Here is a 24,471-nt window from a genome sequence, read left to right as displayed (position 1 = left end):
GTCAGGCGGCGACGGCCGCCGGCTGCATCACGTCCGCCAGGATGGCGTAGGAGCGCTTGCGCGCTTCGTGGTCGTGGATCTGGGCGGTGACGATCAGCTCGTCGGCCCCGGTCCGTTCGGCAAAGGCCACGGTCTGGCGGCGGACGGTCTCCGGGCTGCCGATGGCCGAGGCGGACAGGAGCTGGTCCAGCATGCCCCTCGCCGCGACCGGCAGCGAATCGGCATAGCCGGCCTGAGGCCGCGGCAGCTTGCCGGGATTGCCGCTGCGCAGGTTCACGAACGCCTGCTGGATGGAGGTGGCGAGCAGCTCGGCCTCGGCATCGCTGTCGGCGGCGATGACGTTGAAACCCAGCATGACGTAGGGCTCGGCGAGCTGCGCCGACGGGCGGAAGCTGCTGCGATAGACCCGGATCGCTTCCATCATCTGTGCCGGGGCGAAATGCGAGGCGAAGGCGTAGGGCAGCCCGAGCATCGCCGCGAGCTGCGCGCCGAAGGTGCTGGAGCCGAGAATCCACAGGGGGATGTCGAGCCCCTCGCCGGGAATGGCCCGCACCCGCTGCACGCCGCCCTCGAAGTACTGCTGCAGCTCGACGACATCGCGCGGAAACTGATTCTCGTCGGACGCGAGATTGCGCCGGAGTGCATAGGCCGCTGCCTGATCGGTCCCTGGAGCGCGGCCAAGGCCGAGGTCGATGCGGCCGGGATAGAGCGACGCAAGGGTGCCGAACTGCTCGGCGATAGTCAGCGGGGCATGGTTCGGAAGCATGATGCCGCCCGCGCCGATCCGGATGGTCGAGGTGTTCGCCCCGACCCAGGCCAGCGCGACCGCCGTGGCGGCGCTGGCGATGCCGGGCATGCTGTGATGCTCGGCCATCCAGTAGCGCCGGAAGCCGAGCGCTTCCGCATGGCGGGCGAGATCGGCGGCGTTGCGGAGCGCATCGCCGGCATCAGATCCGTCGGGGACGGGAGCGAGGTCGAGAACGGAAAGGGGAAGCATCCCAGGAAGATGGGGGCGGGTTGCCATGACACAACCATCGCCGGTTGCGCTGGAGGCCGGAGTTCGGCCACAATTCTTGGAAGAACGGGCGAGTAGGGGGATCGAACATGGCGATGGCACGAGTTGCGATGATGGCGGCGGCCCTGCTGGCCCCGGCCACCGCACAGGCCGAGAAGGTGGTCGTCACCGCCGACCGGATGGTCGACGTGCTCACCGGCAAGATGGTCGAGAGCCCGGCCGTCTTCATCGGCGACGATGGGCGGATTACCGCCATCGCCGACGCCCGCACCGTGCGCTGGTCGAGCGACGTCCGCCACATCGCGCTCAGCGGCACGCTTCTGCCGGGCTTCATCGACATGCACGTCCATCTCGACAGCCCGGCCGACATCGGCGGCTATCGCGGGCTGGAGTTCACCGACAGCTTCTTCGGCATGACCGCGGTCGGCAATGGCCGCGCCATGCTCGACGCAGGCTTCACCACGGTGCGCAACGTCGGCTCGGGCAACCGCAACGACGTCGGGCTCCGCCAAGCAATCGACAATGGCTATGCCGTCGGCCCGCGCATCGTCCCCGGCGGCTTCTCGCTCGGCGCGACCGGCGGGCATTGCGACAGCACCTTCCTTCCGCCCAGTCTCGAGAAGGCGAGGAAGGAAGAGGGGATCGGCGACGGGCCCGAGGAGCTCCGCCACCAGGTCCGCCGCCAGCGCAAGTTCGGCGCCGAGGTGATCAAGGTCTGCGCCACCGGCGGCGTCTTTTCCCGCAACACCGAGCCCGGTCAGCCGCAGCTCTCCGAGTCCGAGCTTCGCGCCATTGCCGAGGAAGCCAATCAATGGGGCCTGCGCACCGCCGCCCACGCCCATGGCGCCGAGGGGATCAAGCGCGCGGTCCGCGCCGGGATCGACACGATCGAACATGCCAGCCTCGCCGACGCCGAGGCGATCAGGCTGTGCGCCCAGCGCACCCGGCCCTGCTATTTCTCGATGGACATCTACAACACCGACTACACGCAGGCCGAGGGCCGCAAGAACGGCGTGCTCGAAGACAATCTCCGCAAGGACCGCGAGGTCGGCGACATCCAGCGCGAGAACTTCCGCAAGGCGCATCAGGCGGGTGTCCGGATGGTGTTCGGCTCCGACGCGGGTGTGATGCCGCATGGGCTCGCCGGCCGTCAGTTCGCGGTGATGGTCCGCTATGGCATGACCCCGCTGCAGGCGATCCAGGCCGCCACCCGCACCGCCGCCGAGGCGCTCGGCCGGGAGAAGGACGTCGGCGCGATCGCCGTCGGCCGCTTCGGCGACCTGGTCGCGGTGGCCGGCGATCCGCTGCGCGATCCGTCGGTGCTCGCCAGCCCGCAGGCGGTGGTGAAGGGCGGCGTGCTGGTCAGGGGAGTGGCTGCCCCCCGCTGACAAGGAACGCAATCCCGGCCTTCCGGGTTGGCGCCCTGACTTCATCAGTAGGGCGTCCAACCATGAACAGATTTCTCATCGCGGCCGCCATCGGCACCCTCGCGCTCGGCGCCTGCAAGCAGTCGAGAACCAGCGTCTCCAACAACCAGACGCAGGGCATGACCGACGAGGCGCCGGTCGACAATCTCGCCGTCGGCGGCACCGACGCCAACCTCACCGGAGCGGCGGCCGCCACCGCCGACCAGGTCTACGTCCAGAATGCCGCCGCCAGCGACATGTTCGAGATCCAGACCAGCCAGCTTGCGCTCGACAAGGCCAGCCTCCCCGCGGCCAAGACCTACGCGCAGATGATGATCGACGAGCATGGCAAGTCGTCGACCGAGCTCAAGGCCGCCGCCGCCCAGGCCGGCATCGTCGTTCCCGCCGCGCTCCCGCCCGAGATGCAGGCCAGGGTCGATGCGCTCCGCGGCCTTAGCGGCGCCGACTTCGACCGCCAGTATCTCGCCGACCAGCGTGCCGGCCACCAGGACACGCTGGCCAAGGTCAATTCCTATCTCGCCGCGGCGCCGGCCGGGCCGCTCAAGGACCATGCGGCCAGGGTCACCGGCGTCGTCCAGAAACACCTCAATTCGCTGGAGAAGATCAAGTGAGCGACACCACGACCACCAAGCGCGGCTTTTGCGGGGACATCGAGGAAGCGACGATTGCCAACAATGACTTCCGGCGCGTCCTCTATACCGGCGAGCATCTCCAGCTCGTCCTGATGAGCCTCGCGCCGGGCGAGGAGATTGGCGAGGAGACCCACGAGGACCGCGACCAGTTCTTCCGCTTCGAGGAAGGGGAAGGCGTGGTCGTGATCGACGGCAAGGAGAATGCGGTCGAGGACAATTTCGCGGTCATCGTTCCTGCCGGCGCCTGCCACAATGTGAAGAACACCGGCGAGGAACCGCTCCAGTTCTACACGCTCTACGGTCCGCCGGAGCACAGGGACAAGGCCGTCCACAAGACCAAGGAGCAGGCCGAGGCCGAGCACGACAGCGACGAATGGGACGGCAAGACGACGGAGTGATGCTCAGCGCCGCACCGCACGCAGCTCCCGGATGACCAGCACCAGCGCGACGCTCATCGACGCAGCGCCGAGGATCGCGACTTCCGGCCGCTGCCAGAGATAGGCAACGATGGCGAGCGCCGAGCCGAGCGAAGTGGCAAGGGCGATCCCGATGGTCGCCCTCCCCGGCCAGGCATAGGCGAGCGCGAAGGCAAGGACGTCGGTGAGCAGGAAGTAGCGCTCGTGCATCTTCGGCAGCACGAACGGCACCAATATCGCCGACAGCAGCGCGGCCGTGACGATCTCCCGGGCGCTGCCGAGGCTGAGCCGAAGCCGCCAGGCGAGGGCCAGCGCGGCGATGGCCGACAGCAGAAAGCCGAACGGGATCAGCGGCCGGGTCAGCTCCGGCGCCAGCACGGCACCGAGCACCCAGGGATCGGGCGCGTTGCTGATGAAGCTCTGCAATTGTCCGCCCTGCCGGATGTAGACGAGCAGCAGGTCCCTCGCCGGCCAGCCCGCCAGCCAAGCGGGGACCATCATCGCGGCCGTCACCAGCGGCGGAATCAGCCAGTAGCCCGGGCCGACCCGGCGCGACAGCAGCACGGCGAACAGGAACGGCGCGAGGAAGGCGGCCTGCGCCTTGAAGGCGAAGGCCACGCCCGCCCACACCAGCATGGCCGCATGCCGCCGCTCGATCGCAGCGGTGACGGCGAGCACGCAGGGCGCGGCCCACAGGGCATCGCATTGCGAGAAGAAGACGACCTGCGCGGCCATCGTCGGAAGCAGCAGGACCAGCAGTCCGCCGCGCTCTTCCTGCCCCGCCTTGGCGGTGGAGAGGAGCCGGAAGACGGCGAAGGCGAGCCACGCATTGCCTGCCAGCGACAGCGTCTTGATGGCATCGAGCGGCGCGAGGAATGGCTCGGTGAAGGTAAGCAGCCCGAGAAGATAGAGGTAAGGCGGGCTGTAGTTGCCGAACGGCGCGGCGAACGCCTGGGCCAGGCCCTGGTCGGCAAGGTGGCGATACCAGTACTGCAGGAACTGGGTGTAGTCGGGGGTCGGCAGCTTCCAGAATGCGGCGTGCAGGAGCGCGACCGCGCCGAGGTAGACGGCAAGCGACGAGGCGGAGAGTTGCTCTCTTTGAAGGGACCCGTGCCCCGAACCCGAAACTGACGACACGCTCACCCCCACGGACGCCGAGGCTGGCGCAATCGGCTTCGCGCCGCAAGCAGGGAGACGAAGTCGAAGAACGGAAACCCTGCCCGGCGGACCGGTGCGGTCAGGCGAAGGCCAGCGTTGCGGCGGTCGCCGGCGCCGTCACCAGGTTGCGGACGAACTGGTCGGTGCAGCGGTCCCAGTCGTAATGCCTGGCTTCGCGCACGCAGGCGGAGCGGTCGCCGGTGAGCGCGGCCCGGATCGCCGTCGCAAGATCCTCGTCGAGCGCGCCGATCCGGCCCTTGCCGCCATGCGTGCCCCGGCCGTCCGCGCCGATGATGTCGAGCGGACCCGGGACCGGATAACCGGCGACCGGTAGCCCGGAAGCGAGCGCCTCGATGTTGACGAGGCCGAAGGTGTCGGTCCGGCTCGGGAAGACGAACAGGTCGGCCGTGGCATAGGCGCTGGCCAGGCCCTCGCCGTGGAGGCCGCCGAGGAAGATGGCCTGCGGGAAGCGGCCGGCGAGCTCGGCACGGGCGGGACCGTCGCCGACCACCACCTTGGTCCCGGGCACGTCGGCGCCGAGGAAGGCTTCTAGGTTCTTCTCCACCGCGACCCGCCCGACGCTGAGCAGGATCGGGCGTGGCAATCCGGCCAGCGCGGGATGCGGGGCGCGGGCCGGGGAGAAGAGCGACAGGTCGGCCCCGAGCGGCCAGCGATGGACGGGGCCGATCCCGCGCTCGGCCAGTTCAGCGGCGAGCGCCGGCGTCACCGCCATCACCCGGCTCGCCGGACCGTGGAAGCGGCGCATGACCGGCCAGATCCAGTCGGCCGGCAATCCCGTGCGGACCGCGACATAATCGGGAAAGCGGGTGTGGAAGCTGGTGGTGAACGGCTTGGCTCTGGCAATGCACCAGCGCCGCACCGCCCAGCCGATCGGGCCCTCGGTGGCGATGTGGATGGCGTCCGGGGCAAAGGCGTCGAGGCGCCGCGCTACTTCCCGGCTGCAGCCCAGCGCCAGGCGGATCTCGGGATAGGTCGGGCAGGGCAGGGTGCGGAAGGCGTCCGGCGTCAGCAGTTCAATCGTCCAGCCGCGCCGGCGCAGCCTCGCCTCGGTCTCGGACAAGGCCCTGACGACACCGTTGACCTGCGGGCTCCAGGCATCGCTCGCAAGCGCCAGCTTCATGCGGGAAGGGCGATCCGCGCTTGTGTCTTGAGCTTCGCGGCCGCCACCTCGGCCCGGCAGCGCTCGGCCCAGTCGAGGATGGAAAGATTGCCCTGATAATCCTCGACCAGCGCGGAGCAGCTCTCCACCCAGTCGCCGTCATTGTAGTAGGTGACGGTCCCGATCTGCTCGATCGAGGCGCTGTGGATGTGCCCGCAGACCACGCCGCAGGCGCCCCGCTCGGCCGCCGCCTGGGCCACCGCCGCCTCGAAGCTGCAGACATATTGAACGGCGTTCTTGACCTTCTTCTTGAGGTGCGCCGACAGCGACCAGTAGGGCAGGCCAAGGAGCTTGCGGCCGAGGTTCACCAGCCGGTTCAGCTTCAGCAGCAGCGTGTAGGCATGGTCGCCGAGGAAGGCGAGCCAGCGGGCGTAGAGCACCACGCCGTCGAACTCGTCGCCGTGCAGCACCAGCAGGCGGCGCCCGTCGGCGGTCTCGTGGATGGCCTCCTGGGCGAATTCGACGCCGCCGAAGGCGAGACTGGCATAGCCTCGCAGGAATTCGTCGTGATTGCCGGGGATGTAGATGACCCGGGTGCCGTGCTTGGCCATCTTCAGGATGGCGCGCACCACGTCGTTGTGCCGCGGCGGCCAGTAGAAGCCCTTCCTGAGCTGCCAGCCGTCGATGATGTCGCCGACCAGATAAAGCGTGTCGCACTCGACCGACTTGAGGAAGTCGAGAAGCAGGTCGGCGTTGCAGCCCGGCGTGCCGAGGTGGAAGTCGCTGATGAAGACGGTGCGATAGGCGAGCCGTGGCCGGCGCGGATCGAAGTGGCGGGGCTCGGCGATCCAGTCCGTATCGGGCCGCGGACTGCTCCGGCTGGTCTGGGCGAAGCTGCGGACCCGGGCGAGCATTCTGGTGGTCATCGGCATCCATCCTCCTGCCGGTTTCCCCGAGACTAGATGCGACCCGAGTCATGCGCGCGACACTCGTGCGACATTTAGGCGACGGCAGATCGCGCGAGGGCCCGGCCCGGCTAAGTTCCTCCAACGCCGCCGACCTGCTCGGCCTGGCGAGCGAGGTCGGGTCCATCGAACCCGGCTCGGGCGCCGACATCATCGCGGTCGCCGGCAGCCCCCCTCGTCGACGTCTGGATGCTCAAGAAGGTGGACTTCGTCATGGCCCGCGCCGAGGTGGTGCCGATGCGCTCACCGGTTGACCGGCCGGGGCCGCTTCGCTAAGGGGCCGCTCGTCCGTCGCCGGCTTCGCGCCTTCGCCGGACAGAGCTGAACATTGCGTTTGTTTATACGCGGGATGGCCGGCGGCCTTCGGGTCGACCGGCCTTCGCGCTTGAACAGCCAAAGTAACCGCCGGGACTTCCGGTAACAACAAGGTGAAGGGCTTCATGCCAACGATCAACCAGCTGATCCGCAAGGGTCGCGAGCCGCAGAAGGCCAAGAGCAAGGTCCCTGCGATGGAGCAGAACCCGCAGAAGCGCGGCGTCTGCACCCGTGTCTATACCACGACTCCGAAGAAGCCGAACTCGGCGCTGCGCAAGGTGGCCAAGGTCCGCCTGACCAACCAGCGCGAAGTCATCAGCTACATCCCGGGCGAGGGCCACAACCTCCAGGAGCACAGCGTCGTGCTGATCCGTGGCGGCCGTGTGCGCGACCTTCCGGGTGTCCGCTATCACGTGCTTCGCGGCGTGCTCGACACGCAGGGCGTCAAGGACCGGCGTCAGTCGCGCTCCAAGTATGGCGCCAAGCGGCCCAAGTAAGCTGATCGTCGGCCGCGCTGCCTGAAGGCCGGCGCGCTGCTCAAGAAGGAATAAGCACATGTCACGTCGTCGTCGCCCAGAGAAGCGCGAGATCCTGCCGGACCCGAAGTTCGGTGACATCGTCCTGTCGAAGTTCATGAATTCGGTCATGCTCGACGGCAAGAAGTCGGTCGCCGAGAGCATCGTCTACGGTGCCCTCGAGGTCGTCGAGACCCGCCTGAAGCGCGAGCCGCTCGGTGTGTTCCACGACGCGCTCAACAACGTGAAGCCGGGCATCGAGGTCCGCAGCCGCCGCGTCGGCGGTGCGACCTACCAGGTGCCGGTCGAGGTCCGCGACGTCCGCGCCCAGGCGCTGGCGATCCGCTGGCTGATCGGCGCCGCCCGTTCGCGCAGCGAGAAGACCATGGCCGCCCGCCTGTCGGGTGAGCTGATGGACGCCGCGCAGAACCGCGGCAACGCGGTCAAGAAGCGCGAAGACACGCACCGCATGGCCGAGGCGAACCGCGCCTTCAGCCACTACCGCTGGTAAAACAAACACCTATATCGTGGGGGAGGGCCGCTGGGCCTTTCCCCACATTGCTAAGGAACTGACGACCATGGCCCGCAGCCATCCGCTCGAGCGTTACCGCAATATCGGCATCATGGCGCACATCGACGCCGGCAAGACGACGACGACCGAGCGCATCCTCTATTACACCGGCAAGTCCTACAAGATCGGCGAGGTCCACGAGGGCACCGCCACCATGGACTGGATGGAGCAGGAGCAGGAGCGCGGGATCACGATCACGTCGGCTGCCACCACCTGCAAGTGGAAGGCCGAAGACGGTCAGGGCCCGGAGCATCTGATCAACATCATCGACACGCCCGGCCACGTCGACTTCACCATCGAGGTCGAGCGTTCGCTGCGCGTGCTCGACGGCGCGGTCGCCTGCTTCGACGGCGTTGCCGGCGTCGAGCCGCAGTCGGAAACCGTGTGGCGCCAGGCGGACAAGTACAAGGTTCCGCGGATGTGCTTCATCAACAAGCTCGACCGCACCGGGGCCGATTTCTATTATTGCGTGAACACGATCGTCGAGCGCCTGGGCGCTCGCCCGGCCGTGCTGTACCTGCCGATCGGCATGGAAGGCGGCTTCAAGGGTCTGGTCGACCTGGTCAACAACCGCGCGATCATCTGGCTCGAAGAGTCGCTGGGCGCGAAGTTCGAGTATCAGGACATCCCGGATGACCTGAAGGAAAAGGCCGCCAAGTATCGCAGCGACCTGATCGAACTCGCCGTCGAGCAGGACGACGAGGCGATGGAAGCCTATCTGGAAGGCACCGAGCCCGACACCGCCACGCTCAAGAAGCTGATCCGCAAGGGCACGCTGGCGATGGACTTCGTTCCGATCGTCTGCGGCTCGGCGTTCAAGAACAAGGGCGTCCAGCCCCTGCTCGACGCCGTGATCGACTATCTGCCGAGCCCGCTCGACATTCCGCCGGTCGAAGGCGTCAAGCCGGGCACCGAGGAAGCCGACACCCGCGAGGCGTCGGACGACGTGCCCTTCTCGGCGCTGGCGTTCAAGATCATGAACGATCCCTTCGTCGGCTCGCTGACCTTCACCCGCATCTATTCGGGCACGCTCACCAAGGGCAGCTACCTGAACTCGGTGAAGGACAAGAAGGAAAAGATCGGCCGCATGCTCCTCATGCACGCGAATTCGCGTGAGGACATCGAAGAAGCACGCGCGGGCGACATCGTCGCCATCGCTGGTCTCAAGGAAACCACCACCGGCGACACGCTGTGCGACCCGGCCAAGCCGATCGTGCTCGAGCGCATGGAGTTCCCGGAGCCGGTCATCGAAGTCGCCGTGGAGCCGAAGACCAAGGCCGACCAGGAGAAGATGGGCGTTGCCCTCAACCGCCTGGCTGCCGAGGATCCCTCGTTCCGCGTCACCACCGATCACGAGAGCGGCCAGACCATCATCAAGGGGATGGGCGAGCTCCACCTCGAGATCCTGGTCGATCGCATGAAGCGCGAGTTCAAGGTCGAAGCCAATGTCGGCGCTCCGCAGGTCGCGTATCGCGAATATCTGAAGAAGCCGGTCGACATCGACTACACGCATAAGAAGCAGTCGGGCGGCACCGGCCAGTTCGGCCGCGTCAAGGTCAAGCTGACTCCGGGCGAGCGTGGCGCTGGCATCGTCTTCAAGGACGAGATCAAGGGCGGTAACATTCCCAAGGAATATATCCCCGCGATCGAAAAGGGCTTCCGCGAGACGGCGGCCACGGGTTCGCTGGTCGGCTTCCCGATCATCGACTTCGACATCGTACTGTATGACGGTGCCTACCATGACGTCGACTCGTCGGCGCTGGCGTTCGAAATCACCGCCCGCGGTGCGATGCGTGAAGCCGCCCAGAAGGCGGGGATCACGCTGCTCGAGCCGGTGATGAAGGTCGAGGTGGTCACCCCCGAGGATTATCTCGGCGACGTGATCGGCGACATCAACAGCCGCCGTGGCCAGATCCAGGGCACCGACAGCCGGGGCAATGCCCAGGTTGTCGAGGCGATGGTCCCGCTGGCGAACATGTTTGGCTACGTGAACCAGCTGCGCTCGTTCACGCAGGGCCGGGCGCAGTACTCCATGCAGTTCTCGCACTATGACGAAGTCCCGCAGAACGTTGCGGACGAGGTCAAGGCGAAGCTGGCGTAACCCGAAATTAGACGCTAAGGGCGCGCTCGCAATCGGGCGAGCGGCCCTGACAACCCAAGAAGAGGCGTAAAATGGCGAAGGCGAAATTCGAGCGGAACAAGCCGCACGTGAACATTGGCACCATCGGTCACGTCGACCATGGCAAGACGTCGCTGACGGCGGCGATCACCAAGGTGCTGGCCAAGCATGGCGGCGGCGTCGCGGTCGACTTTGCCAACATCGACAAGGCTCCGGAAGAGCGCGAGCGCGGCATCACCATCTCGACCGCCCACGTCGAGTACGAGACCCAGAACCGCCACTATGCGCACGTCGACTGCCCGGGCCACGCCGACTATGTGAAGAACATGATCACCGGCGCGGCGCAGATGGACGGCGCGATCCTGGTGGTTTCGGCCGCCGACGGCCCGATGCCGCAGACCAAGGAGCACATCCTGCTCGCGGCGCAGGTCGGCGTTCCGACCATGGTCGTCTTCCTCAACAAGGTCGACCAGGTTGACGATCCCGAGCTGCTCGAGCTGGTCGAGCTGGAAATCCGCGAGGAGCTTTCCAAGCGTGGCTTCGACGGCGACAACATTCCGATCGTCGCCGGTTCGGCGCTGGCCGTTCTCGAGGACCGTGACGCCAACATCGGCGAGGAAGCCATCCTCAAGCTGATGCAGGCCGTCGACGACTGGATCCCGACTCCGGAGCGTCCGCTCGACAAGCCGTTCCTGATGCCGATCGAGGACGTGTTCTCGATCTCGGGCCGCGGCACCGTCGTGACCGGCCGCGTCGAGACCGGCATCGTCAAGGTTGGCGAGGAAGTCGAGATCGTCGGCATCAAGGACACCAAGAAGACCGTCGTCACCGGCGTCGAGATGTTCCGCAAGCTGCTCGACCAGGGCCAGGCCGGCGACAACATCGGTGCGCTGATCCGCGGCGTCGCTCGCGACGACGTGGAGCGTGGTCAGGTGCTCTGCAAGCCGGGCTCGATCACTCCGCACACCGACTTCTCGGCCGAAGTGTACGTGCTGTCGAAGGACGAGGGCGGCCGTCACACGCCGTTCTTCGCCAACTATCGTCCGCAGTTCTACTTCCGCACCACCGACGTGACCGGCGAAGTGACCCTTCCCGAGGGCACCGAGATGGTCATGCCGGGCGACAACGTCACCCTCGGCGTCAAGCTGATCGCTCCGATCGCGATGGACCAGGGCCTGCGTTTCGCCATCCGTGAAGGCGGCCGCACCGTCGGCGCCGGCGTGGTGGGCACCATCACCAAGTAAGCTTCTGGCGCCTTCGGGCGTCAGGAACTGACGAGAAGGGCCCGGGGTCTCGCAAGAGGCTCCGGGCCTTTTCTTATCTGCGGCAGCGAGAATGACAGCAGCGTGATCCGCCCCCCAGTCCTGAAGAGCTTCTTCGACGGCGGCTGCCGCCCCAATCCGGGACCGATCGAAGTCGCCGTGGTCGCCCGCGGCGAGGTCCACTTTTTCAACCATCTCGGGGAGGGCGGGAGCGGCGAAGCGGAATGGCTGGCGCTCTGCCTCGCCCTGGAGACCGCCCATCAGCTCGGCATCAGGCGTTTCGACCTCCTCGGCGACAGCCGCAGCACCATCGAGCAGGCCAACGGCATCGTGCCCTGCCGCGGCGTTGCGGCGCAGGCCTGTCGCGAGCGCTTCCAGGCCGCCTCGGCCATCCTCGCTCCTCGCCGAATCCGCTGGATCCCCCGCCACCAGAACCTCGCCGGAATCGCCCTGCAGCAGCGGCATGACGGCAAGCGTCAATTGGAGCCTCGATCGCAGCCCGACTGGTGACTTGCAGCCGCCACGCCGCATTGTGATACCAAAGGGCAGGGCAGGGGCTTGCCTTCATCCCGCCTCCTCTGTAGAGGCCCCTCCACCGGCGAGGATTCGTCCCCGCCACACAAGTTTCAGCGTTGGGGTCACACCGACCCGGGAGACCGGGACCAGTCGGCTGCGGCCTCCTTGTTTTGTGAGGGATAACCCTCACGCGGCTCTTTGCAATCGGTAGTGGAAATCATGGAAACTCAGAACATCCGGATTCGTCTGAAGGCCTTCGATCACCGCGTGCTCGATCAGGCGACCGGCGACATCGCCGACACCGCCCGTCGCACCGGCGCTCTGATCCGTGGTCCCATTCCGCTCCCGACCCGCATCGAGAAGTTCACCGTCAACCGTTCGCCGCACGTCGACAAGAAGTCGCGCGAGCAGTTCGAGGTGCGCACCTACAAGCGGCTGCTCGACATCGTTCAGCCGACCCCGCAGACCGTCGATGCACTTATGAAGCTCGACCTCGCGGCAGGTGTAGACGTGGAGATCAAACTGGCCTAAGGGCCACGGCGTGGCGGTTGAATCGCTTCAGCGATCCTGCTGCGCCAACACTTACGGGATACCGCGGGAGGCCTCTTTACGAGGTTGCCCGGCCTGCGTCCCCCGCTTCCTGTTTCGGCAGGAATAGCCCAGGCGGGGCCGACGCATTTCATTCACGGGCTGCATGCCTCTCCCGGTAACGGGACAGGCCTCTGTGAGGAGTGCAAGATCATGCGCACCGGCGTGATCGCCAAGAAGGTTGGAATGACCCGCCTGTTCCAGGCAGACGGACGTCACGTTCCCGTGACGGTTCTCCAGCTCGAAGGCGTACAGGTTGTCGGCCGCCGCGAAGAGGGCACGGACGGTTATACCGCCGTCCAGCTCGGCGCGGGCGCCGCCAAGGCCAAGAATGTCAACAAGCCGCAGCGCGGTGCCTTCGGCAAGGCCGAGGTCGAGCTGAAGGCCAAGGTCGTCGAGTTCCGGGTTGCCGAGGATGCGCTCCTCGACCTCGGTGCCGAGATCGCCGCCGATCACTTCGTCGAAGGCCAGATGGTCGACATCTCCGGTGTCACCCAGGGCAAGGGCTTCGCCGGCGCCATGAAGCGCTGGGGCTTCGGTGGTCTTCGCGCCACCCACGGCGTGTCCGTGTCGCACCGTTCGCACGGTTCGACCGGTAACCGCCAGGACCCGGGCCGCGTCTTCAAGAACAAGAAGATGGCTGGCCACATGGGCGCCCGCAACCGCACCCAGCAGAACCTCGAGATCGTCCGCACCGACGTTGAGCGCGGCCTGCTGTTCGTGAAGGGCTCCGTGCCCGGTCACAAGGGCAGCTGGCTGACCGTCAAGGACAGCGTGAAGATCGCCCGCAACGAGAATGCGCCGTATCCGGCCGGTCTTCGCACCGCCGCCGCGGCTCCCCAGAACAACGACGCTCAGGTGACGGACACTGCTCCGGCCGCCGACGAGAGCACGGAAGGCTAAGCGATGAAGGTCGAAATCAAGACCCTCGACGCGGCCGGATCCGGCGAGGTCGAGCTCAATGACGCCGTGTTCGGTGTCGAGCCCCGCGCCGACATCCTGCACCGCGTCGTCACCTGGCAGCTCGCCAACCGCCGCGGCATGGCCCGCGCGGCCCGCGAGCGGTCGGACGTTGCCCGCACCGGCAAGAAGTTCGGTCGCCAGAAGGGCGGCGGTACGGCTCGCCACGGCGATCGCTGCGCCCCGATCTTCATCGGCGGCGGCAAGGCCCATGGCCCGCGTGCCCGCCTGTTCACGCAGTCGCTGAACAAGAAGGTCCGTGCGCTCGGCCTCAAGATGGCGCTGAGCAGCAAGGCTCAGGGCGGCCAGCTGGTCATCGTCGACAATCTCGACGTGCCGGAAGGCAAGACCAAGTCGCTGGTTGAGAAGCTCGGCAAGCTGGGCTTCGGCAAGACCGCGCTGGTGATCGACGGCGACGCGCTGAACGTCAGCTTCGCGCACGCTTCGTCGAACCTGCCGGGTCTGAACCTGATCCCGGCGGTCGGCGCCAACGTCTACGACATCATGCGCCACGAGACCCTGGTCCTGACCAAGGCCGCGGTCGAGAAGCTGGAGGCCCGGTTCAATGGCTAAGAAGGACGAGGCCAAGGCGATCGATCTGCGTCACTATGACGTGATCCGCGGGCCGCACATCACCGAGAAGACGACCCTGCTCTCCGAGTTCAACGCGGTCGTGTTCAAGGTCGCGGGCGACGCCAGCAAGCCGGAGATCAAGGCGGCCGTGGAAGCGCTGTTCAACCGCAAGGTTGCCAACGTGAACACCATGGTCACCAAGGGCAAGTCGAAGCGCTGGAAGGGCAAGCCCTACCAGCGGTCGGACGAGAAGAAGGCGATCGTCACCCTGGCCCCCGGCCAGGACCCGATCGACGTCACGAGCGGGATCTAAGGACCGATGGCACTCAAAGCATATAAGCCGACGAGCCCGGCCCGCCGTGGCCTGATCCTCGTCGACAAGAGCAGCCTGTGGAAGGGCAAGCCCGTCAAGGCGCTGACCGAAGGCAAGCGCAAGACCGGTGGTCGCAACAACAAGGGTCACGTGACCAGCCGCGGGATCGCGGGCGGCCACAAGCAGAAGTACCGGATCATCGACTTCAAGCGTCGGACCTGGGACGTCGCTGCGACCGTCGAGCGGCTCGAATATGACCCCAACCGGTCGGCGTTCATCGCGCTCGTCACCTACGAGGGCGGCGAGCAGGCCTACATCCTCGCGCCACAGCGCCTCGCGCCGGGCGACAAGGTCGTCGCCGGCAAGAAGGTCGACGTGAAGCCCGGCAATGCGATGGAGATCGGCCAGATGCCGGTCGGCACCATCGTCCACAATGTCGAGCTGAAGCCCGGCAAGGGTGGCCAGATCGCCCGCGCCGCCGGCACCTATGTGCAGGTCGTGGGCCGCGACAAGGGCATGGTCATCGTTCGCCTGAACTCGGGCGAGCAGCGCTATGTCCGCGCCGACTGCATGGCGACCGTCGGTGCCGTGTCCAACCCGGACAATGGCAACCAGACCCTCGCCAAGGCCGGCCGCACCCGCTGGCTCGGCAAGCGCCCGCTGACCCGCGGCGTCGCCAAGAACCCGGTCGACCACCCGCACGGCGGTGGTGAAGGCCGGACCTCGGGCGGCCGTCATCCGGTCACCCCGTGGGGCAAGCCGACCAAGGGTGCCCGCACCCGTCACAACAAGGCAACGGACAAGTTCATCATCCGTAGCCGTCACGCCAAGAAGAAGGGCTAAGAGATGGCTCGTTCCGTCTGGAAGGGTCCGTTCGTCGAGCTTTCGCTCCTGAAGAAGGCGGAAGCCGCTCAGGACAGCGGTGGCCGCGCGCCGATCAAGACCTGGTCGCGCCGCTCGACCATCCTGCCGCAGTTCGTCGGCCTGACCTTCAACGTCTACAACGGTCGCAAGTTCGTGCCCGTCTCGGTCAACGAGGACATGGTCGGCATGAAGCTCGGCGAGTTCGCGCCGACCCGTTACTTCCCGGGTCACGCCGCCGACAAGAAGGGCAAGCGCTAATGTCCAAGGCTGCAGCACCCCGCAAGGTGGGCGACAAGGAAGCGCTCGCCGTCGGTAACACCATCCGTGGCTCGGCCCGCAAGCTGAACCTGGTTGCCCAGCTCATCCGCGGCCGCAAGGTCGAGGAAGCGCTGAACATCCTGAAGTTCAGCACCAAGGGCATGAGCGAGGACGTGTACAAGGTCCTGGCTTCGGCCGTGGCCAATGCCGAGAACAACCACAACCTCGACGTCGACGCGCTCGTCGTCGCCGAGGCCAGCGTTGGCAAGTCGATCTCGATGAAGCGTTTCGCGACCCGTGCGCGTGGCCGTTCGAGCCGGATCGTCAAGCCGTTCAGCCGCATCCGCGTCGTCGTTCGCGAGCAGGAAGAAGCCTAATGGGTCAGAAGTCTAACCCCGTCGGCCTCCGGCTGCAGATCAACCGTACCTGGGACAGCCGCTGGTTCGCGGAAGGCCAGGACTACGGGCGGCTGCTGCTCGAGGACCTCAAGATCCGCCAGTACATCGTCAAGTCGCTGCCACAGGCCGCCATCTCCAAGGTGGTGATCGAGCGTCCGGCGAAGCTGTGCCGCGTCTCCATCTATGCCGCACGCCCCGGCGTGATCATCGGCAAGAAGGGCTCGGACATCGAGAAGCTGAAGAAGACCCTGTCCAAGATGACGGGTTCGGAAGTCAGCCTCAACATCGTCGAGATCCGCAAGCCCGAGATCGACGCGCGCCTGGTCGCCCAGGGCGTCGCCGACCAGCTCGAGCGCCGTATCGCTTTCCGTCGTGCCATGAAGCGGGCCGTCCAGTCGGCCCTTCGCCTCGGCGCCGAGGGCATCCGCATCACCTGCGCCGGCCGTCTTGGCGGCGCGGAGATCGCCCGGACCGAATGGTATCGCGAAGGCCGCGTTCCGCTGCACACGCTGCGCGGCAACGTCGACTATGCCGAGGCCCAGGCCCACACCGCTTATGGCGTGTGCGGCGTCAAGGTCTGGGTGTTCAAGGGTGAGATCCTCGGCCACGATCCGATGGCCCAGGACCGCCTGATGATGGAAGCGCAGACTTCCGGCGTCCGCCCCGCGCGTGACGACGACCGGCGCCGGTAAGGAACAGAACCAATGTTGCAGCCCAAGCGCACCAAGTTCCGCAAGGCCTTCAAGGGCCGCATCCATGGCAATGCCAAGGGTGGCACCGAGCTCAACTTCGGCGCCTTCGGCCTGAAGGCGATGGAGCCGGAGCGGATCACCGCCCGCCAGATCGAAGCGGCCCGCCGCGCGATCACCCGCCACATCAAGCGCCAGGGGCGCTTGTGGATCCGGATCTTCCCGGACGTGCCGGTGTCGTCGAAGCCTGCCGAAGTCCGCATGGGCTCGGGCAAGGGTTCGCCCGAATATTGGGTCGCCCGGGTCAAGCCCGGCCGCATCCTGTTCGAGCTGGACGGCGTTCCGGGCCCGCTCGCCAAGACCGCTTTCGAGCGTGCGGCGGAGAAGCTCCCCATCAAGGTCAAGGTGGTCGCCCGCCTTGGCGAAACCCTGGTTGAGGCCGACTGACCATGGCGAAGCGTGACGATTTGTCGGTGAAGACCGACGACCAGCTGGCGACCCAGCTCGGCGAACTGAAGCGCGAGCAGTTCAACCTGCGCTTCCAGGCCGCCACCAACCAGCTCGAGAAGCCGAGCCGGGTGCGCGAGGTCCGCCGGACCATCGCCCGGATCAAGACCCTGCAGGGCCAGCGCGCGAAGACCGCGCCGGCTGCGCAGGGCTGAGGAGAGACAAGAGATGCCCAAGCGCGTCCTCACCGGCACGATCGTGTCCGACAAGGGTGACAAGACGGTGGTGGTCCGTGTCGAGCGGCGGGTGAAGCACCCGCTCTACGGCAAGATCATCAAGCTGTCGAAGAAGTATCATGCTCACGACGAGGCGAATGCCTACAGCGTGGGCGAGCAGGTGCGCATCCAGGAGTGCGCCCCCGTTTCCAAGCTCAAGACCTGGACCGTGATCGAGCGGGTGAACGAGGCGCGTGCCTCGGACCTCGCCGAAGCGGCCAACGTCTGAGCGTCCGCGAAGAAGGATAGGGTAGAACCATGATCCAGATGCAGTCCAACCTGGACGTCGCGGACAACAGCGGCGCCAAGCGCGTCATGTGCATCAAGGTGCTTGGCGGGTCCAAGCGCCGCACCGCTGGCGTCGGCGACATCATCGTCGTCTCCGTCAAGGAAGCCGCTCCGAAGGGCCGCGTGAAGAAGGGTGACGTGCACCGCGCCGTCATCGTTCGCACCGCCAAGGACATCCGCCGTCCCGACGGTTCGGTGATCCGCTTCGACAGCAATGCCGCCGTGCTGGTCAACAAGAACGAGGAGCCGATCGGCACCCGTATCTTCGGGCCGGTGGTGCGCGAACTGCGCGCCAAGAAGCACATGAAGATCATCTCTCTCGCGCCTGAGGTGCTGTAATGGCCGCCGCGAAGATCAAGAAGGGCGACAAGGTCGTCGTCCTGTCGGGCAAGGACAAGGGGAAGACCGGCGAGGTCATCCGCTCCAGCCCGAAGGAACAGAAGGTCGTGGTGGCCGGCGTCAACATCGCCGTTCGTCACAAGAAGCCGACCCAGGCGGCCCCGCAGGGCGGTCTGGAGCGCAAGGAAGCGCCGCTGCACGTCAGCAAGGTCGCCATTGCCGATCCCAAGACCGGCAAGGCCACCCGCGTGCGCTTCGAGGAACGCGACGGCAAGAAGGTGCGCGTCGCGGTCAAGTCCGGAGAGCTGATCAATGGCTGAGGCCAGCTACACGCCCCGCCTGAAGGCGGACTACGATAACCGCATCGCCAAGGCGATGACCGAGAAGTTCGGTTACAAGAACCGGATGGAGGTCCCGCGCCTCGACAAGATCGTCATCAACATGGGCGTCGGCGAGGCGACCCAGGACAAGAAAAAGGTCGAGGCCGCTGCTGCCGAGATGCAGCTGATCGCGGGTCAGAAGCCGGTGATCACCAAGGCCCGGACCTCGATCGCGCAGTTCAAGCTGCGTGAAGGCATGCCGATCGGTTGCAAGGTCACCCTTCGCCGCGAACGCATGTACGAGTTCCTCGACCGGCTCGTGACCATCGCTCTTCCCCGAGTCCGCGACTTCCGCGGCCTCAACCCGAAGAGCTTCGACGGGCGCGGCAATTACGCGATGGGTCTCAAGGAGCAGATCGTGTTCCCCGAGATCAACTATGACCAGATCGACAAGGTCCGGGGCATGGACATCATCGTCACCACCACGGCGAAGACCGACGAGGAAGCGCGCGAGCTGCTCCGCCTCTTCAACTTCCCGTTCCCCGCAGACGCTGAACAGCAAAAGGCTGCCGCGTAAGCGGTTAGGAGAACTTAAGTCATGGCGAAACTGAGTTCCATCAACAAGAACGAGCGTCGCAAGAAGCTCGTCGAGAAGCAGGCGGCCAAGTACGCCAAGCTGAAGGCCCTCGCGAACGACGAGAGCCTCGACGAGACCGAGCGTCTGATCGCGCGTCTGAAGATGGCGGAGCTGCCGCGCAACGGCAATCCGACCCGTATCCGCAACCGGTGCGAGCTGACGGGTCGTCCCCGCGCTTACTACCGCAAGTTCCGTCTCTCGCGCGTGATGCTTCGGGAAATGGGCAACAAGGGCCTGATTCCCGGCCTCACCAAGTCGAGCTGGTAAGGACACCGCAAGATGGCGATGACCGATCCCCTGGGTGACATGCTCACCCGCATCCGCAACGGCCAGCAGGCGAAGAAGGACAGCGTCCTGACGCCGGCTTCCAAGCTGCGTGCGCACGTCCTCGACGTGCTTCAGCGCGAAGGCTATATCCGTGGCTACTCGGAAGAGGAGCTGGCGGGCCAGAAGGGCCTGCGGATCGAACTCAAATATTTCGAAGGCCAGCCTGCGATCCAGCATCTGGCGCGCGTCTCGAAGCCCGGTCGCCGGGTCTATTCGGGCGCCCGTGAGCTGCCCCGGGTCCGCAACGGTCTTGGCATGACCATCGTCTCGACGCCGCGCGGCGTGCTTTCCGATGCGGAAGCGCGTGAGCAGAACGTCGGCGGCGAGGTTCTGGCGGAGGTGTTCTAAGATGTCCCGTATCGGCAAGAAGCCGGTCCCGGTTCCGGCCGGGGTGACGGCGACCCTCGAGGGGCAGACCCTGAGCGTCAAGGGCCCCAAGGGCACCCTTTCGATGACCGTGCTCGACGAGCTGGTCCGTACCTCGGTCGAGGACGGTCAGATCAGCGTGCAGCCGGTCAACGATAGCCAGCGCTCGCGCGCTGCCTGGGGCATGCAGCGCACCAACGTGTCGAACCTGGTCACCGGCGTGACCGAAGGCTTCACCAAGGTGCTCGAGATCACCGGCGTCGGCTATCGCGCCGCGGCCCAGGGCAAGAACCTGCGCCTGCAGCTCGGCTACAGCCACGACGTCAACTACGCGATCCCCGAAGGCATCGACGTCAAGACTCCCGACCCCAACACGGTCGAGATCAGCGGCATCGACAAGCAGAAGGTCGGTCAGGTCGCGGCTGAGATCCGCCGCTGGCGCAAGCCGGAGCCCTACAAGGGCAAGGGCATCAAGTATCGCGGCGAGTTCATCTTCCGCAAGGAAGGGAAGAAGAAGTAATGGCCAAGCTCTCCCTTTTCGATCGCCGCCGGCGCCGCGTGCGCACGGCGCTGCGGGCCCGCGCTTCGGGCAAGCCGCGTTTGTCGGTGCACCGTTCGGGCCGGCACATCTACGCGCAGATCATCGACGACGCCGAGGGTCGCACCGTCGCGGCTGCCTCGACGCTCGACAAGGACCTGCGCGGCAACGCCAATGCGACGACCGAGGGCGCCAAGCTCGTCGGCAAGACGCTGGCCGAGCGCGCCAAGGCTGCCGGTATCGACCGGGTCGTGTTCGACCGCGGCGGGTTCCTCTTCCATGGCCGGGTCAAGGCCCTGGCCGACGCCGCCCGAGAGGGCGGTCTGGAGTTCTAAGTGATGGCTGACGAGATCGAAACCCAGACCCAGGCTGGCAATCCGGACGCTCCGGCCGCGGCCGAGGCTGCCGACGCTGGCGCTCCGGCGCCGCAGCAGGAAGCTCGCGGTCCGCGTGGCGGCCGTGGCGGTCGTGGTGGCGGCGGTGGCCGTGACAATCGCGGCGGCGGCAACCGTGGCCGTCGTGACGATCGCCGTGGCGGTCGCAACCAAGACGACGATGGCGGCGAAGAGCTGATCGAGAAGCTGGTCCACATCAACCGCGTCTCCAAGACCGTGAAGGGCGGCAAGCGCTTCGGCTTCGCGGCGCTGGTCGTGGTTGGCGACGGCAAGGGTCGTGCGGGCTTCGGCCACGGCAAGGCCCGCGAAGTGCCGGAAGCCATCAGCAAGGCGACCGCGGCGGCCAAGAAGGCCATGATCCGGGTTCCGCTGCGCGACGGTCGCACGCTCCATCATGACGGCAAGGGCCACTTCGGCGCCGGCAAGGTCGCGCTTCGTGCGGCGCCCGCCGGTACCGGCATCATCGCGGGTGGCCCGATGCGCGCCATCTTCGAGAGCCTGGGCGTTGCCGACGTGGTGACCAAGTCGGTTGGCACCTCCAACCCCTACAACATGATCCGGGCGACCTTCGAGGCGCTCAAGGATCAGACCAGCCCCCGTTCGGTGGCGCAGCGTCGCGGCAAGAAGGTCGCCGACCTGCTCGGCCGCGGTGGCGTGAGCCAGGCGGAGGCCGAGGCCACCGCCGACAGCATCACGGAGTAACTGACGTGGCGACCATCAAGATCACGCAGACGGGTTCGCCCATCCGCCGCGACAAGACCCAGCGCGCGACGCTGGTCGGTCTCGGCCTCAACAAGATGCACCGCACCGTGGAAGTGGAAGAGACCCCCGAGGTCCTCGGCCAGATCCGCAAGGTGCAGCATCTGCTGAGCGTCGAGAAGTAAGTCCATTTCCCCTCCCGCTTGCGGGAGGGGCCGGGGGAGGGCCTGTGCGAGCAATCGCATGACAGACCCTCCCTTCGCCGCATCCAGCGGCTCTTCCCCTCCCGCCAGCGGGCGGGGAGCCAAGCGCGACAAAAGCGAAAGCGAGTGCAGAACATGACGATCAAGCTCAACGACCTCCGCGACAATCCTGGTGCCCGCAAGAGCCGCGTCCGCGTCGGCCGCGGCATCGGCTCCGGCGTCGGCAAGACCGGCGGTCGCGGCCAGAAGGGCCAGAAGAGCCGCTCGGGCGTCTCCATCTTCGGCTTCGAGGGCGGCCAGATGCCGCTCCACATGCGGCTGCCGAAGCGCGGCTTCAACAACATCTTCGCCCGCGACCATGCCGAGGTGAACCTCGGTGCGATCCAGAAGCTGGTCGATGCCGGCACGCTCGACGCCAATGGCACCATCGACCATGCGGCGCTGAAGGCCGCCGGCGTCGGCCGTGGCGGCAAGGACGGCGTCCGCATCCTCGGCAAGGGCGACTTCTCGGCCAAGCTGAACTTCCGCGTCGCCGGCGTCAGCAAGGGCGCCCGTGAGGCGATCGAAAAGGCTGGCGGCAGCGTCGAGCTGATCGAGCGCAAGGATCCGGCCGAGCTGGCCAAGGCCAAGAAGGGCAAGGCGCGGGAAGCGCGCATCGCCGACAAGGCCACCAAGCAGGGCAAGTAACCGATCCCCGGCGACCCCGGCTCAGGCCGGGGCGGGGCCCAGTTTCCCCTTTCTCCAGCGATGAAGAAGGCACTGGGCTCCCGCTTTCGCCGGAGAACGGCTTTCATCCGCAGCGCAGGCCCCTATATGGTCCGCCTGGGGTAGGGACGAACAAACGACATGGCATCGCAGGCCGAACAACTGGCTTCGAACATCAGCCTCGCCAACTTCGGCAAGGCGACCGAGCTCAAGAAGCGCATCTGGTTCACGATCGGTGCGCTGATCCTGTTCCGGCTGCTGAGCCACGTGCCCATGCCCGGCATCGATCCCGCCGCCATGGCCGAGCTGTTCAACACGCAGCGCGGCGGCGTCCTCGACTTCTTCAACACCTTCTCGGGCGGCAGCCTGGAGCGGATGAGCATCATCGCGCTCGGCGTCATGCCCTACATCACCGCTTCCATCGTCGTGCAATTGGGCGCGACCATGTACGGCCCGTGGATGGCCCTCAAGAAAGAGGGCGAGACCGGGCGCAAGCGGCTCAACCAGTACACCCGCTACCTGACGGTCCTGCTGACCACGGTGCAGGGCTATTTCATCGCCGTCGGCCTCGAGGGCCTCGGAGCGACGCAGGGCGTCCCCGCGGTGGTCGAGCCCGGCGTCATGTTCCGCGTCGCCGCCACCATCAGCCTCGTCGGCGGCACCCTGTTCCTGATGTGGATCGGCGAGCAGATCACTGCCCGCGGAATCGGCAACGGGATCAGCCTGATCATCATGGCCGGCATCGTCGCCACGCTCCCGCGCACCCTCGCGCAGTTGCTCGAAGGCGGCCGCAGCAACACCATCGACCCGCTGCTGATCGTCTTCGTCATCGCGCTGGTGGTCGGCCTGATCCTGTTCATCTGCTTCATGGAGCGCGCGCAGCGCCGGGTGCTGATCCAGTATCCCAAGCGCGCCACCGCCCGAGGCATGATGGCGCAGGAGCGCTCGCACCTGCCGATCAAGATCAACACCGCCGGCGTCATTCCTCCGATCTTCGCCAGCTCGCTGCTGCTGATGCCGCTGACCGTCATCCAGATGGCCGGCGCGACCCCGGGCGCCGAGGGCCAATCCGAGTGGCTGATCACCCTCTCGACCTACCTGCAGCACGGCAGCCCGGTCTTCATGACCCTTTACGGGCTCGGCATCGTCTTCTTCTGCTTCTTCTACACCTCGGTGCAGTTCAATTCGGAAGAAACCGCCGAGAACCTCAAGAAGCATGGCGGCTTCATCCCGGGCGTCCGTCCGGGCAAGGCGACCGAAAATTACTTCGACCACCTGCTGACCCGCCTCACGGTGATCGGCGCCGCCTATCTCACCTTCATCTGCCTGGTGCCGGAATTCGCCGTCGCCCAGGCCGGCATTCCCTTCTACCTCGGCGGCACCAGCCTGCTCATCGTCGTCAACGTGACGATGGACACGGTCAGCCAGGTCCAGGGCCATCTGATCGCGCATCAATATGGTGACCTGATCAAGAAGGCGAAGCTGAAGGGCGGCGGGCGTCCGGCTCGACGCTGAGCCTTGACGGGCTCTCCCGAGCCCGTGACAACTTGCCTTCGAAACAGGGAGCTTACCGGCCTTGGACATCATCCTCCTCGGACCGCCCGGCGCGGGCAAGGGAACGCAGGCGCAGCGGCTGGTCGAGAAGCGCGGCATGGTCCAGCTGTCGACCGGTGACATGCTCCGCGCGGCGGTTAAGGCCGGCACTCCGGTCGGCCTCAAGGCCAAGGCCGTGATGGAAGCGGGCGAGCTGGTCAGCGACGCCATCGTCTCCGCGCTGATCGGCGAGCATCTCGACCAGAGCGAGGGCAAGGGCGCCATCTTCGACGGCTTCCCGCGCACGCAGCACCAGGCCGAAGCGCTCGACATCCTGCTCGGTGAGCGCGGCCGTTCGCTCAGCCACGTGGTCGAACTCGAAGTCGACGAGGAAGCGCTGGTCGAGCGCATCACCGGCCGCTTCACCTGCGCCACCTGCAGCGCGCCCTATCACGACCGCTTCAAGCCTACCGAGATCCAGGACACGTGCGACGTCTGCGGCGGTCACGAGTTCAAGCGCCGTCCCGACGACAATGAGCAGACGGTACGCACCCGCATGGCCGAATATCGCGCCAAGACCGCGCCGATCCTGCCCTATTACGAAGCGCGCGGGCTGGTCACGCGGGTCGACGGCATGGCCTCGGTCGACGAAGTGTCGCGGCAGATCGACGCGGTGCTGGACGGCGCCGCCTGATTAGGTCCATCCTCGCCGGCGGGGAGGATAT

The 24,471-nt window shown here is 66.5% G+C and carries 36 protein-coding genes; 32 read left to right on the top strand and 4 right to left on the bottom strand.

The window, feature by feature from the left end; genetic code table 11:
* Position 1: 1 nt before the first annotated feature.
* Positions 2–997 (bottom strand): LLM class flavin-dependent oxidoreductase, encoded by a 996-nt coding sequence (locus JOY29_RS06320; protein ID WP_300975330.1) that lies wholly within the window; start codon positions 995–997, stop codon positions 2–4.
* A 107-nt stretch (positions 998–1,104) separates the two neighbouring features.
* Here JOY29_RS06320 and JOY29_RS06315 point away from each other — a divergent pair, with 107 nt between their 5' ends.
* The 3 genes from JOY29_RS06315 to JOY29_RS06305 all read left to right on the top strand — a co-directional run bounded on the left by JOY29_RS06315 (position 1,105) and on the right by JOY29_RS06305 (position 3,472).
* Positions 1,105–2,403: an amidohydrolase family protein gene (locus tag JOY29_RS06315; protein ID WP_300975329.1), complete on the top strand. Its 1,299-nt coding sequence runs from the start codon at positions 1,105–1,107 to the stop codon at positions 2,401–2,403.
* Between the two features lie 62 nt (positions 2,404–2,465).
* The gene (locus JOY29_RS06310) at positions 2,466–3,053 is read left to right on the top strand and encodes a DUF4142 domain-containing protein (RefSeq protein ID WP_300975328.1); all 588 of its coding nucleotides are present in this window, start codon (positions 2,466–2,468) and stop codon (positions 3,051–3,053) included.
* Positions 3,050–3,472 (top strand): cupin domain-containing protein, encoded by a 423-nt coding sequence (locus JOY29_RS06305; RefSeq protein ID WP_300975327.1) that lies wholly within the window; start codon positions 3,050–3,052, stop codon positions 3,470–3,472. Before JOY29_RS06310 ends, JOY29_RS06305 begins: the two co-directional genes overlap by 4 nt.
* A gap of 3 nt (positions 3,473–3,475) precedes the next feature.
* Here JOY29_RS06305 and JOY29_RS06300 read toward each other — a convergent pair whose 3' ends face one another.
* The 3 genes from JOY29_RS06300 to JOY29_RS06290 form a co-directional block, all read right to left on the bottom strand.
* Positions 3,476–4,633, bottom strand: a complete 1,158-nt coding sequence (locus JOY29_RS06300; protein WP_300975326.1) for a hypothetical protein — start codon at positions 4,631–4,633, stop codon at positions 3,476–3,478.
* 94 nt (positions 4,634–4,727) lie between these two features.
* Positions 4,728–5,789 carry a glycosyltransferase family 1 protein gene (locus JOY29_RS06295; protein ID WP_300975325.1) on the bottom strand — a complete coding sequence of 354 codons (1,062 nt, stop codon included), beginning with the start codon at positions 5,787–5,789 and terminating at the stop codon, positions 4,728–4,730.
* Complete coding sequence (locus tag JOY29_RS06290) at positions 5,786–6,694, bottom strand: UDP-2,3-diacylglucosamine diphosphatase (protein WP_300975324.1); 909 nt, start codon at positions 6,692–6,694, stop codon at positions 5,786–5,788. Before JOY29_RS06290 ends, JOY29_RS06295 begins: the two co-directional genes overlap by 4 nt.
* Before the next feature lie 50 nt (positions 6,695–6,744).
* On the opposite strand from JOY29_RS06290, the gene JOY29_RS14025 reads away from it, so the two are divergent.
* The 29 genes from JOY29_RS14025 to JOY29_RS06150 all read left to right on the top strand — a co-directional run bounded on the left by JOY29_RS14025 (position 6,745) and on the right by JOY29_RS06150 (position 24,440).
* Positions 6,745–6,987 (top strand): amidohydrolase family protein, encoded by a 243-nt coding sequence (locus JOY29_RS14025; RefSeq protein ID WP_367280035.1) that lies wholly within the window; start codon positions 6,745–6,747, stop codon positions 6,985–6,987.
* A 186-nt stretch (positions 6,988–7,173) separates the two neighbouring features.
* On the top strand, positions 7,174–7,545 hold the full coding sequence (rpsL, locus tag JOY29_RS06285) for a 30S ribosomal protein S12 (protein WP_028969180.1): 372 nt from the start codon (positions 7,174–7,176) through the stop codon (positions 7,543–7,545).
* Positions 7,546–7,603: 58 nt separating this feature from the next.
* Positions 7,604–8,074 (top strand): 30S ribosomal protein S7, encoded by a 471-nt coding sequence (gene rpsG, locus JOY29_RS06280; protein ID WP_300975323.1) that lies wholly within the window; start codon positions 7,604–7,606, stop codon positions 8,072–8,074.
* 67 nt (positions 8,075–8,141) lie between these two features.
* Positions 8,142–10,235, top strand: coding sequence for an elongation factor G (gene fusA, locus JOY29_RS06275; protein ID WP_300975322.1), 2,094 nt, complete (start codon positions 8,142–8,144; stop codon positions 10,233–10,235).
* A 71-nt stretch (positions 10,236–10,306) separates the two neighbouring features.
* Positions 10,307–11,497 carry an elongation factor Tu gene (gene tuf, locus JOY29_RS06270; protein ID WP_300975321.1) on the top strand — a complete coding sequence of 397 codons (1,191 nt, stop codon included), beginning with the start codon at positions 10,307–10,309 and terminating at the stop codon, positions 11,495–11,497.
* Between the two features lie 102 nt (positions 11,498–11,599).
* Positions 11,600–12,025 (top strand): reverse transcriptase-like protein, encoded by a 426-nt coding sequence (locus JOY29_RS06265; RefSeq protein ID WP_300975320.1) that lies wholly within the window; start codon positions 11,600–11,602, stop codon positions 12,023–12,025.
* Positions 12,026–12,250: 225 nt separating this feature from the next.
* Positions 12,251–12,562, top strand: a complete 312-nt coding sequence (rpsJ, locus tag JOY29_RS06260; protein WP_028969184.1) for a 30S ribosomal protein S10 — start codon at positions 12,251–12,253, stop codon at positions 12,560–12,562.
* Positions 12,563–12,772: 210 nt separating this feature from the next.
* On the top strand, positions 12,773–13,522 hold the full coding sequence (gene rplC, locus JOY29_RS06255; RefSeq protein ID WP_300975319.1) for a 50S ribosomal protein L3: 750 nt from the start codon (positions 12,773–12,775) through the stop codon (positions 13,520–13,522).
* Between the two features lie 3 nt (positions 13,523–13,525).
* Positions 13,526–14,152, top strand: a complete 627-nt coding sequence (gene rplD, locus JOY29_RS06250; RefSeq protein ID WP_300975318.1) for a 50S ribosomal protein L4 — start codon at positions 13,526–13,528, stop codon at positions 14,150–14,152.
* Positions 14,145–14,465 carry a 50S ribosomal protein L23 gene (locus tag JOY29_RS06245; protein ID WP_300975317.1) on the top strand — a complete coding sequence of 107 codons (321 nt, stop codon included), beginning with the start codon at positions 14,145–14,147 and terminating at the stop codon, positions 14,463–14,465. Before rplD ends, JOY29_RS06245 begins: the two co-directional genes overlap by 8 nt.
* Before the next feature lie 6 nt (positions 14,466–14,471).
* Positions 14,472–15,308, top strand: a complete 837-nt coding sequence (gene rplB / locus JOY29_RS06240; protein ID WP_300975316.1) for a 50S ribosomal protein L2 — start codon at positions 14,472–14,474, stop codon at positions 15,306–15,308.
* Between the two features lie 3 nt (positions 15,309–15,311).
* Positions 15,312–15,587, top strand: a complete 276-nt coding sequence (gene rpsS, locus JOY29_RS06235; RefSeq protein ID WP_300975315.1) for a 30S ribosomal protein S19 — start codon at positions 15,312–15,314, stop codon at positions 15,585–15,587.
* The gene (gene rplV, locus JOY29_RS06230; protein ID WP_300975314.1) at positions 15,587–15,964 is read left to right on the top strand and encodes a 50S ribosomal protein L22; all 378 of its coding nucleotides are present in this window, start codon (positions 15,587–15,589) and stop codon (positions 15,962–15,964) included. Before rpsS ends, rplV begins: the two co-directional genes overlap by 1 nt.
* Positions 15,964–16,677: a 30S ribosomal protein S3 gene (rpsC, locus tag JOY29_RS06225; RefSeq protein WP_300975313.1), complete on the top strand. Its 714-nt coding sequence runs from the start codon at positions 15,964–15,966 to the stop codon at positions 16,675–16,677. The genes rplV and rpsC overlap by 1 nt, the downstream gene beginning before the upstream one ends.
* Before the next feature lie 12 nt (positions 16,678–16,689).
* Entirely contained in the window at positions 16,690–17,121 is a 432-nt protein-coding gene (gene rplP, locus JOY29_RS06220; protein ID WP_300975312.1) for a 50S ribosomal protein L16, read from the top strand.
* 2 nt (positions 17,122–17,123) lie between these two features.
* Positions 17,124–17,336: a 50S ribosomal protein L29 gene (gene rpmC / locus JOY29_RS06215; RefSeq protein ID WP_300975311.1), complete on the top strand. Its 213-nt coding sequence runs from the start codon at positions 17,124–17,126 to the stop codon at positions 17,334–17,336.
* Between the two features lie 13 nt (positions 17,337–17,349).
* On the top strand, positions 17,350–17,625 hold the full coding sequence (gene rpsQ / locus JOY29_RS06210; protein WP_300975310.1) for a 30S ribosomal protein S17: 276 nt from the start codon (positions 17,350–17,352) through the stop codon (positions 17,623–17,625).
* 29 nt (positions 17,626–17,654) lie between these two features.
* A complete protein-coding gene (rplN, locus tag JOY29_RS06205) occupies positions 17,655–18,023 on the top strand; it encodes a 50S ribosomal protein L14 (RefSeq protein WP_029941096.1) in 369 nt (122 codons plus the stop codon).
* Complete coding sequence (rplX, locus tag JOY29_RS06200; protein ID WP_300975309.1) at positions 18,023–18,343, top strand: 50S ribosomal protein L24; 321 nt, start codon at positions 18,023–18,025, stop codon at positions 18,341–18,343. Before rplN ends, rplX begins: the two co-directional genes overlap by 1 nt.
* Entirely contained in the window at positions 18,336–18,920 is a 585-nt protein-coding gene (rplE, locus tag JOY29_RS06195) for a 50S ribosomal protein L5 (protein ID WP_300975308.1), read from the top strand. The genes rplX and rplE overlap by 8 nt, the downstream gene beginning before the upstream one ends.
* 21 nt (positions 18,921–18,941) lie before the next feature.
* Positions 18,942–19,247 carry a 30S ribosomal protein S14 gene (gene rpsN / locus JOY29_RS06190; protein WP_300975307.1) on the top strand — a complete coding sequence of 102 codons (306 nt, stop codon included), beginning with the start codon at positions 18,942–18,944 and terminating at the stop codon, positions 19,245–19,247.
* 12 nt (positions 19,248–19,259) lie between these two features.
* Positions 19,260–19,655, top strand: a complete 396-nt coding sequence (rpsH, locus tag JOY29_RS06185) for a 30S ribosomal protein S8 (RefSeq protein WP_029941092.1) — start codon at positions 19,260–19,262, stop codon at positions 19,653–19,655.
* Between the two features lies 1 nt (position 19,656).
* Positions 19,657–20,193: a 50S ribosomal protein L6 gene (gene rplF, locus JOY29_RS06180; protein WP_300975306.1), complete on the top strand. Its 537-nt coding sequence runs from the start codon at positions 19,657–19,659 to the stop codon at positions 20,191–20,193.
* Positions 20,193–20,546, top strand: a complete 354-nt coding sequence (rplR, locus tag JOY29_RS06175; protein ID WP_300975305.1) for a 50S ribosomal protein L18 — start codon at positions 20,193–20,195, stop codon at positions 20,544–20,546. Before rplF ends, rplR begins: the two co-directional genes overlap by 1 nt.
* Before the next feature lie 3 nt (positions 20,547–20,549).
* Complete coding sequence (rpsE, locus tag JOY29_RS06170; protein WP_300975304.1) at positions 20,550–21,308, top strand: 30S ribosomal protein S5; 759 nt, start codon at positions 20,550–20,552, stop codon at positions 21,306–21,308.
* A gap of 5 nt (positions 21,309–21,313) precedes the next feature.
* A complete protein-coding gene (gene rpmD, locus JOY29_RS06165) occupies positions 21,314–21,490 on the top strand; it encodes a 50S ribosomal protein L30 (protein ID WP_249503718.1) in 177 nt (58 codons plus the stop codon).
* Positions 21,491–21,649: 159 nt separating this feature from the next.
* Positions 21,650–22,195, top strand: coding sequence for a 50S ribosomal protein L15 (gene rplO, locus JOY29_RS06160; protein ID WP_300975492.1), 546 nt, complete (start codon positions 21,650–21,652; stop codon positions 22,193–22,195).
* Between the two features lie 159 nt (positions 22,196–22,354).
* The gene (gene secY / locus JOY29_RS06155; RefSeq protein ID WP_300975303.1) at positions 22,355–23,728 is read left to right on the top strand and encodes a preprotein translocase subunit SecY; all 1,374 of its coding nucleotides are present in this window, start codon (positions 22,355–22,357) and stop codon (positions 23,726–23,728) included.
* A 61-nt stretch (positions 23,729–23,789) separates the two neighbouring features.
* On the top strand, positions 23,790–24,440 hold the full coding sequence (locus tag JOY29_RS06150; protein ID WP_300975302.1) for an adenylate kinase: 651 nt from the start codon (positions 23,790–23,792) through the stop codon (positions 24,438–24,440).
* The last annotated feature ends 31 nt before the right edge of the window (positions 24,441–24,471 follow it).

Source organism: Sphingomonas sp. LHG3406-1 (assembly GCF_029637485.1).
Taxonomy (GTDB): domain Bacteria; phylum Pseudomonadota; class Alphaproteobacteria; order Sphingomonadales; family Sphingomonadaceae; genus Sphingomicrobium.
This window is presented reverse-complemented; position numbering and strand designations above follow the sequence as displayed.

Bases quoted from the DNA above. Each gene is read 5' to 3' on its own strand.
- rpsQ (WP_300975310.1), top strand. From the start codon at position 17,350: ATGCCCAAGCGCGTCCTCACCGGCACGATCGTGTCCGACAAGGGTGAC.
- rplD (WP_300975318.1), top strand. From the start codon at position 13,526: ATGAAGGTCGAAATCAAGACCCTCGACGCGGCCGGATCCGGCGAGGTC.
- rplP (WP_300975312.1), top strand. From the start codon at position 16,690: ATGTTGCAGCCCAAGCGCACCAAGTTCCGCAAGGCCTTCAAGGGCCGC.
- rplB (WP_300975316.1), top strand. From the start codon at position 14,472: ATGGCACTCAAAGCATATAAGCCGACGAGCCCGGCCCGCCGTGGCCTG.
- rpsE (WP_300975304.1), top strand. From the start codon at position 20,550: ATGGCTGACGAGATCGAAACCCAGACCCAGGCTGGCAATCCGGACGCT.
- rplX (WP_300975309.1), top strand. From the start codon at position 18,023: ATGGCCGCCGCGAAGATCAAGAAGGGCGACAAGGTCGTCGTCCTGTCG.
- fusA (WP_300975322.1), top strand. From the start codon at position 8,142: ATGGCCCGCAGCCATCCGCTCGAGCGTTACCGCAATATCGGCATCATG.
- tuf (WP_300975321.1), top strand. From the start codon at position 10,307: ATGGCGAAGGCGAAATTCGAGCGGAACAAGCCGCACGTGAACATTGGC.
- JOY29_RS14025 (WP_367280035.1), top strand. From the start codon at position 6,745: ATGCGCGCGACACTCGTGCGACATTTAGGCGACGGCAGATCGCGCGAG.
- rpsL (WP_028969180.1), top strand. From the start codon at position 7,174: ATGCCAACGATCAACCAGCTGATCCGCAAGGGTCGCGAGCCGCAGAAG.
- rpsS (WP_300975315.1), top strand. From the start codon at position 15,312: ATGGCTCGTTCCGTCTGGAAGGGTCCGTTCGTCGAGCTTTCGCTCCTG.
- secY (WP_300975303.1), top strand. From the start codon at position 22,355: ATGGCATCGCAGGCCGAACAACTGGCTTCGAACATCAGCCTCGCCAAC.
- rpsN (WP_300975307.1), top strand. From the start codon at position 18,942: ATGGCGAAACTGAGTTCCATCAACAAGAACGAGCGTCGCAAGAAGCTC.
- JOY29_RS06290 (WP_300975324.1), bottom strand. From the start codon at position 6,694: ATGACCACCAGAATGCTCGCCCGGGTCCGCAGCTTCGCCCAGACCAGC.
- rpsH (WP_029941092.1), top strand. From the start codon at position 19,260: ATGGCGATGACCGATCCCCTGGGTGACATGCTCACCCGCATCCGCAAC.
- JOY29_RS06295 (WP_300975325.1), bottom strand. From the start codon at position 5,789: ATGAAGCTGGCGCTTGCGAGCGATGCCTGGAGCCCGCAGGTCAACGGT.
- rplN (WP_029941096.1), top strand. From the start codon at position 17,655: ATGATCCAGATGCAGTCCAACCTGGACGTCGCGGACAACAGCGGCGCC.
- rplF (WP_300975306.1), top strand. From the start codon at position 19,657: ATGTCCCGTATCGGCAAGAAGCCGGTCCCGGTTCCGGCCGGGGTGACG.
- JOY29_RS06315 (WP_300975329.1), top strand. From the start codon at position 1,105: ATGGCGATGGCACGAGTTGCGATGATGGCGGCGGCCCTGCTGGCCCCG.
- rpsG (WP_300975323.1), top strand. From the start codon at position 7,604: ATGTCACGTCGTCGTCGCCCAGAGAAGCGCGAGATCCTGCCGGACCCG.
- rpsC (WP_300975313.1), top strand. From the start codon at position 15,964: ATGGGTCAGAAGTCTAACCCCGTCGGCCTCCGGCTGCAGATCAACCGT.
- JOY29_RS06320 (WP_300975330.1), bottom strand. From the start codon at position 997: ATGCTTCCCCTTTCCGTTCTCGACCTCGCTCCCGTCCCCGACGGATCT.
- rpsJ (WP_028969184.1), top strand. From the start codon at position 12,251: ATGGAAACTCAGAACATCCGGATTCGTCTGAAGGCCTTCGATCACCGC.
- JOY29_RS06245 (WP_300975317.1), top strand. From the start codon at position 14,145: ATGGCTAAGAAGGACGAGGCCAAGGCGATCGATCTGCGTCACTATGAC.
- rplC (WP_300975319.1), top strand. From the start codon at position 12,773: ATGCGCACCGGCGTGATCGCCAAGAAGGTTGGAATGACCCGCCTGTTC.
- rplR (WP_300975305.1), top strand. From the start codon at position 20,193: ATGGCCAAGCTCTCCCTTTTCGATCGCCGCCGGCGCCGCGTGCGCACG.
- rplV (WP_300975314.1), top strand. From the start codon at position 15,587: ATGTCCAAGGCTGCAGCACCCCGCAAGGTGGGCGACAAGGAAGCGCTC.
- JOY29_RS06310 (WP_300975328.1), top strand. From the start codon at position 2,466: ATGAACAGATTTCTCATCGCGGCCGCCATCGGCACCCTCGCGCTCGGC.
- rpmC (WP_300975311.1), top strand. From the start codon at position 17,124: ATGGCGAAGCGTGACGATTTGTCGGTGAAGACCGACGACCAGCTGGCG.
- rplE (WP_300975308.1), top strand. From the start codon at position 18,336: ATGGCTGAGGCCAGCTACACGCCCCGCCTGAAGGCGGACTACGATAAC.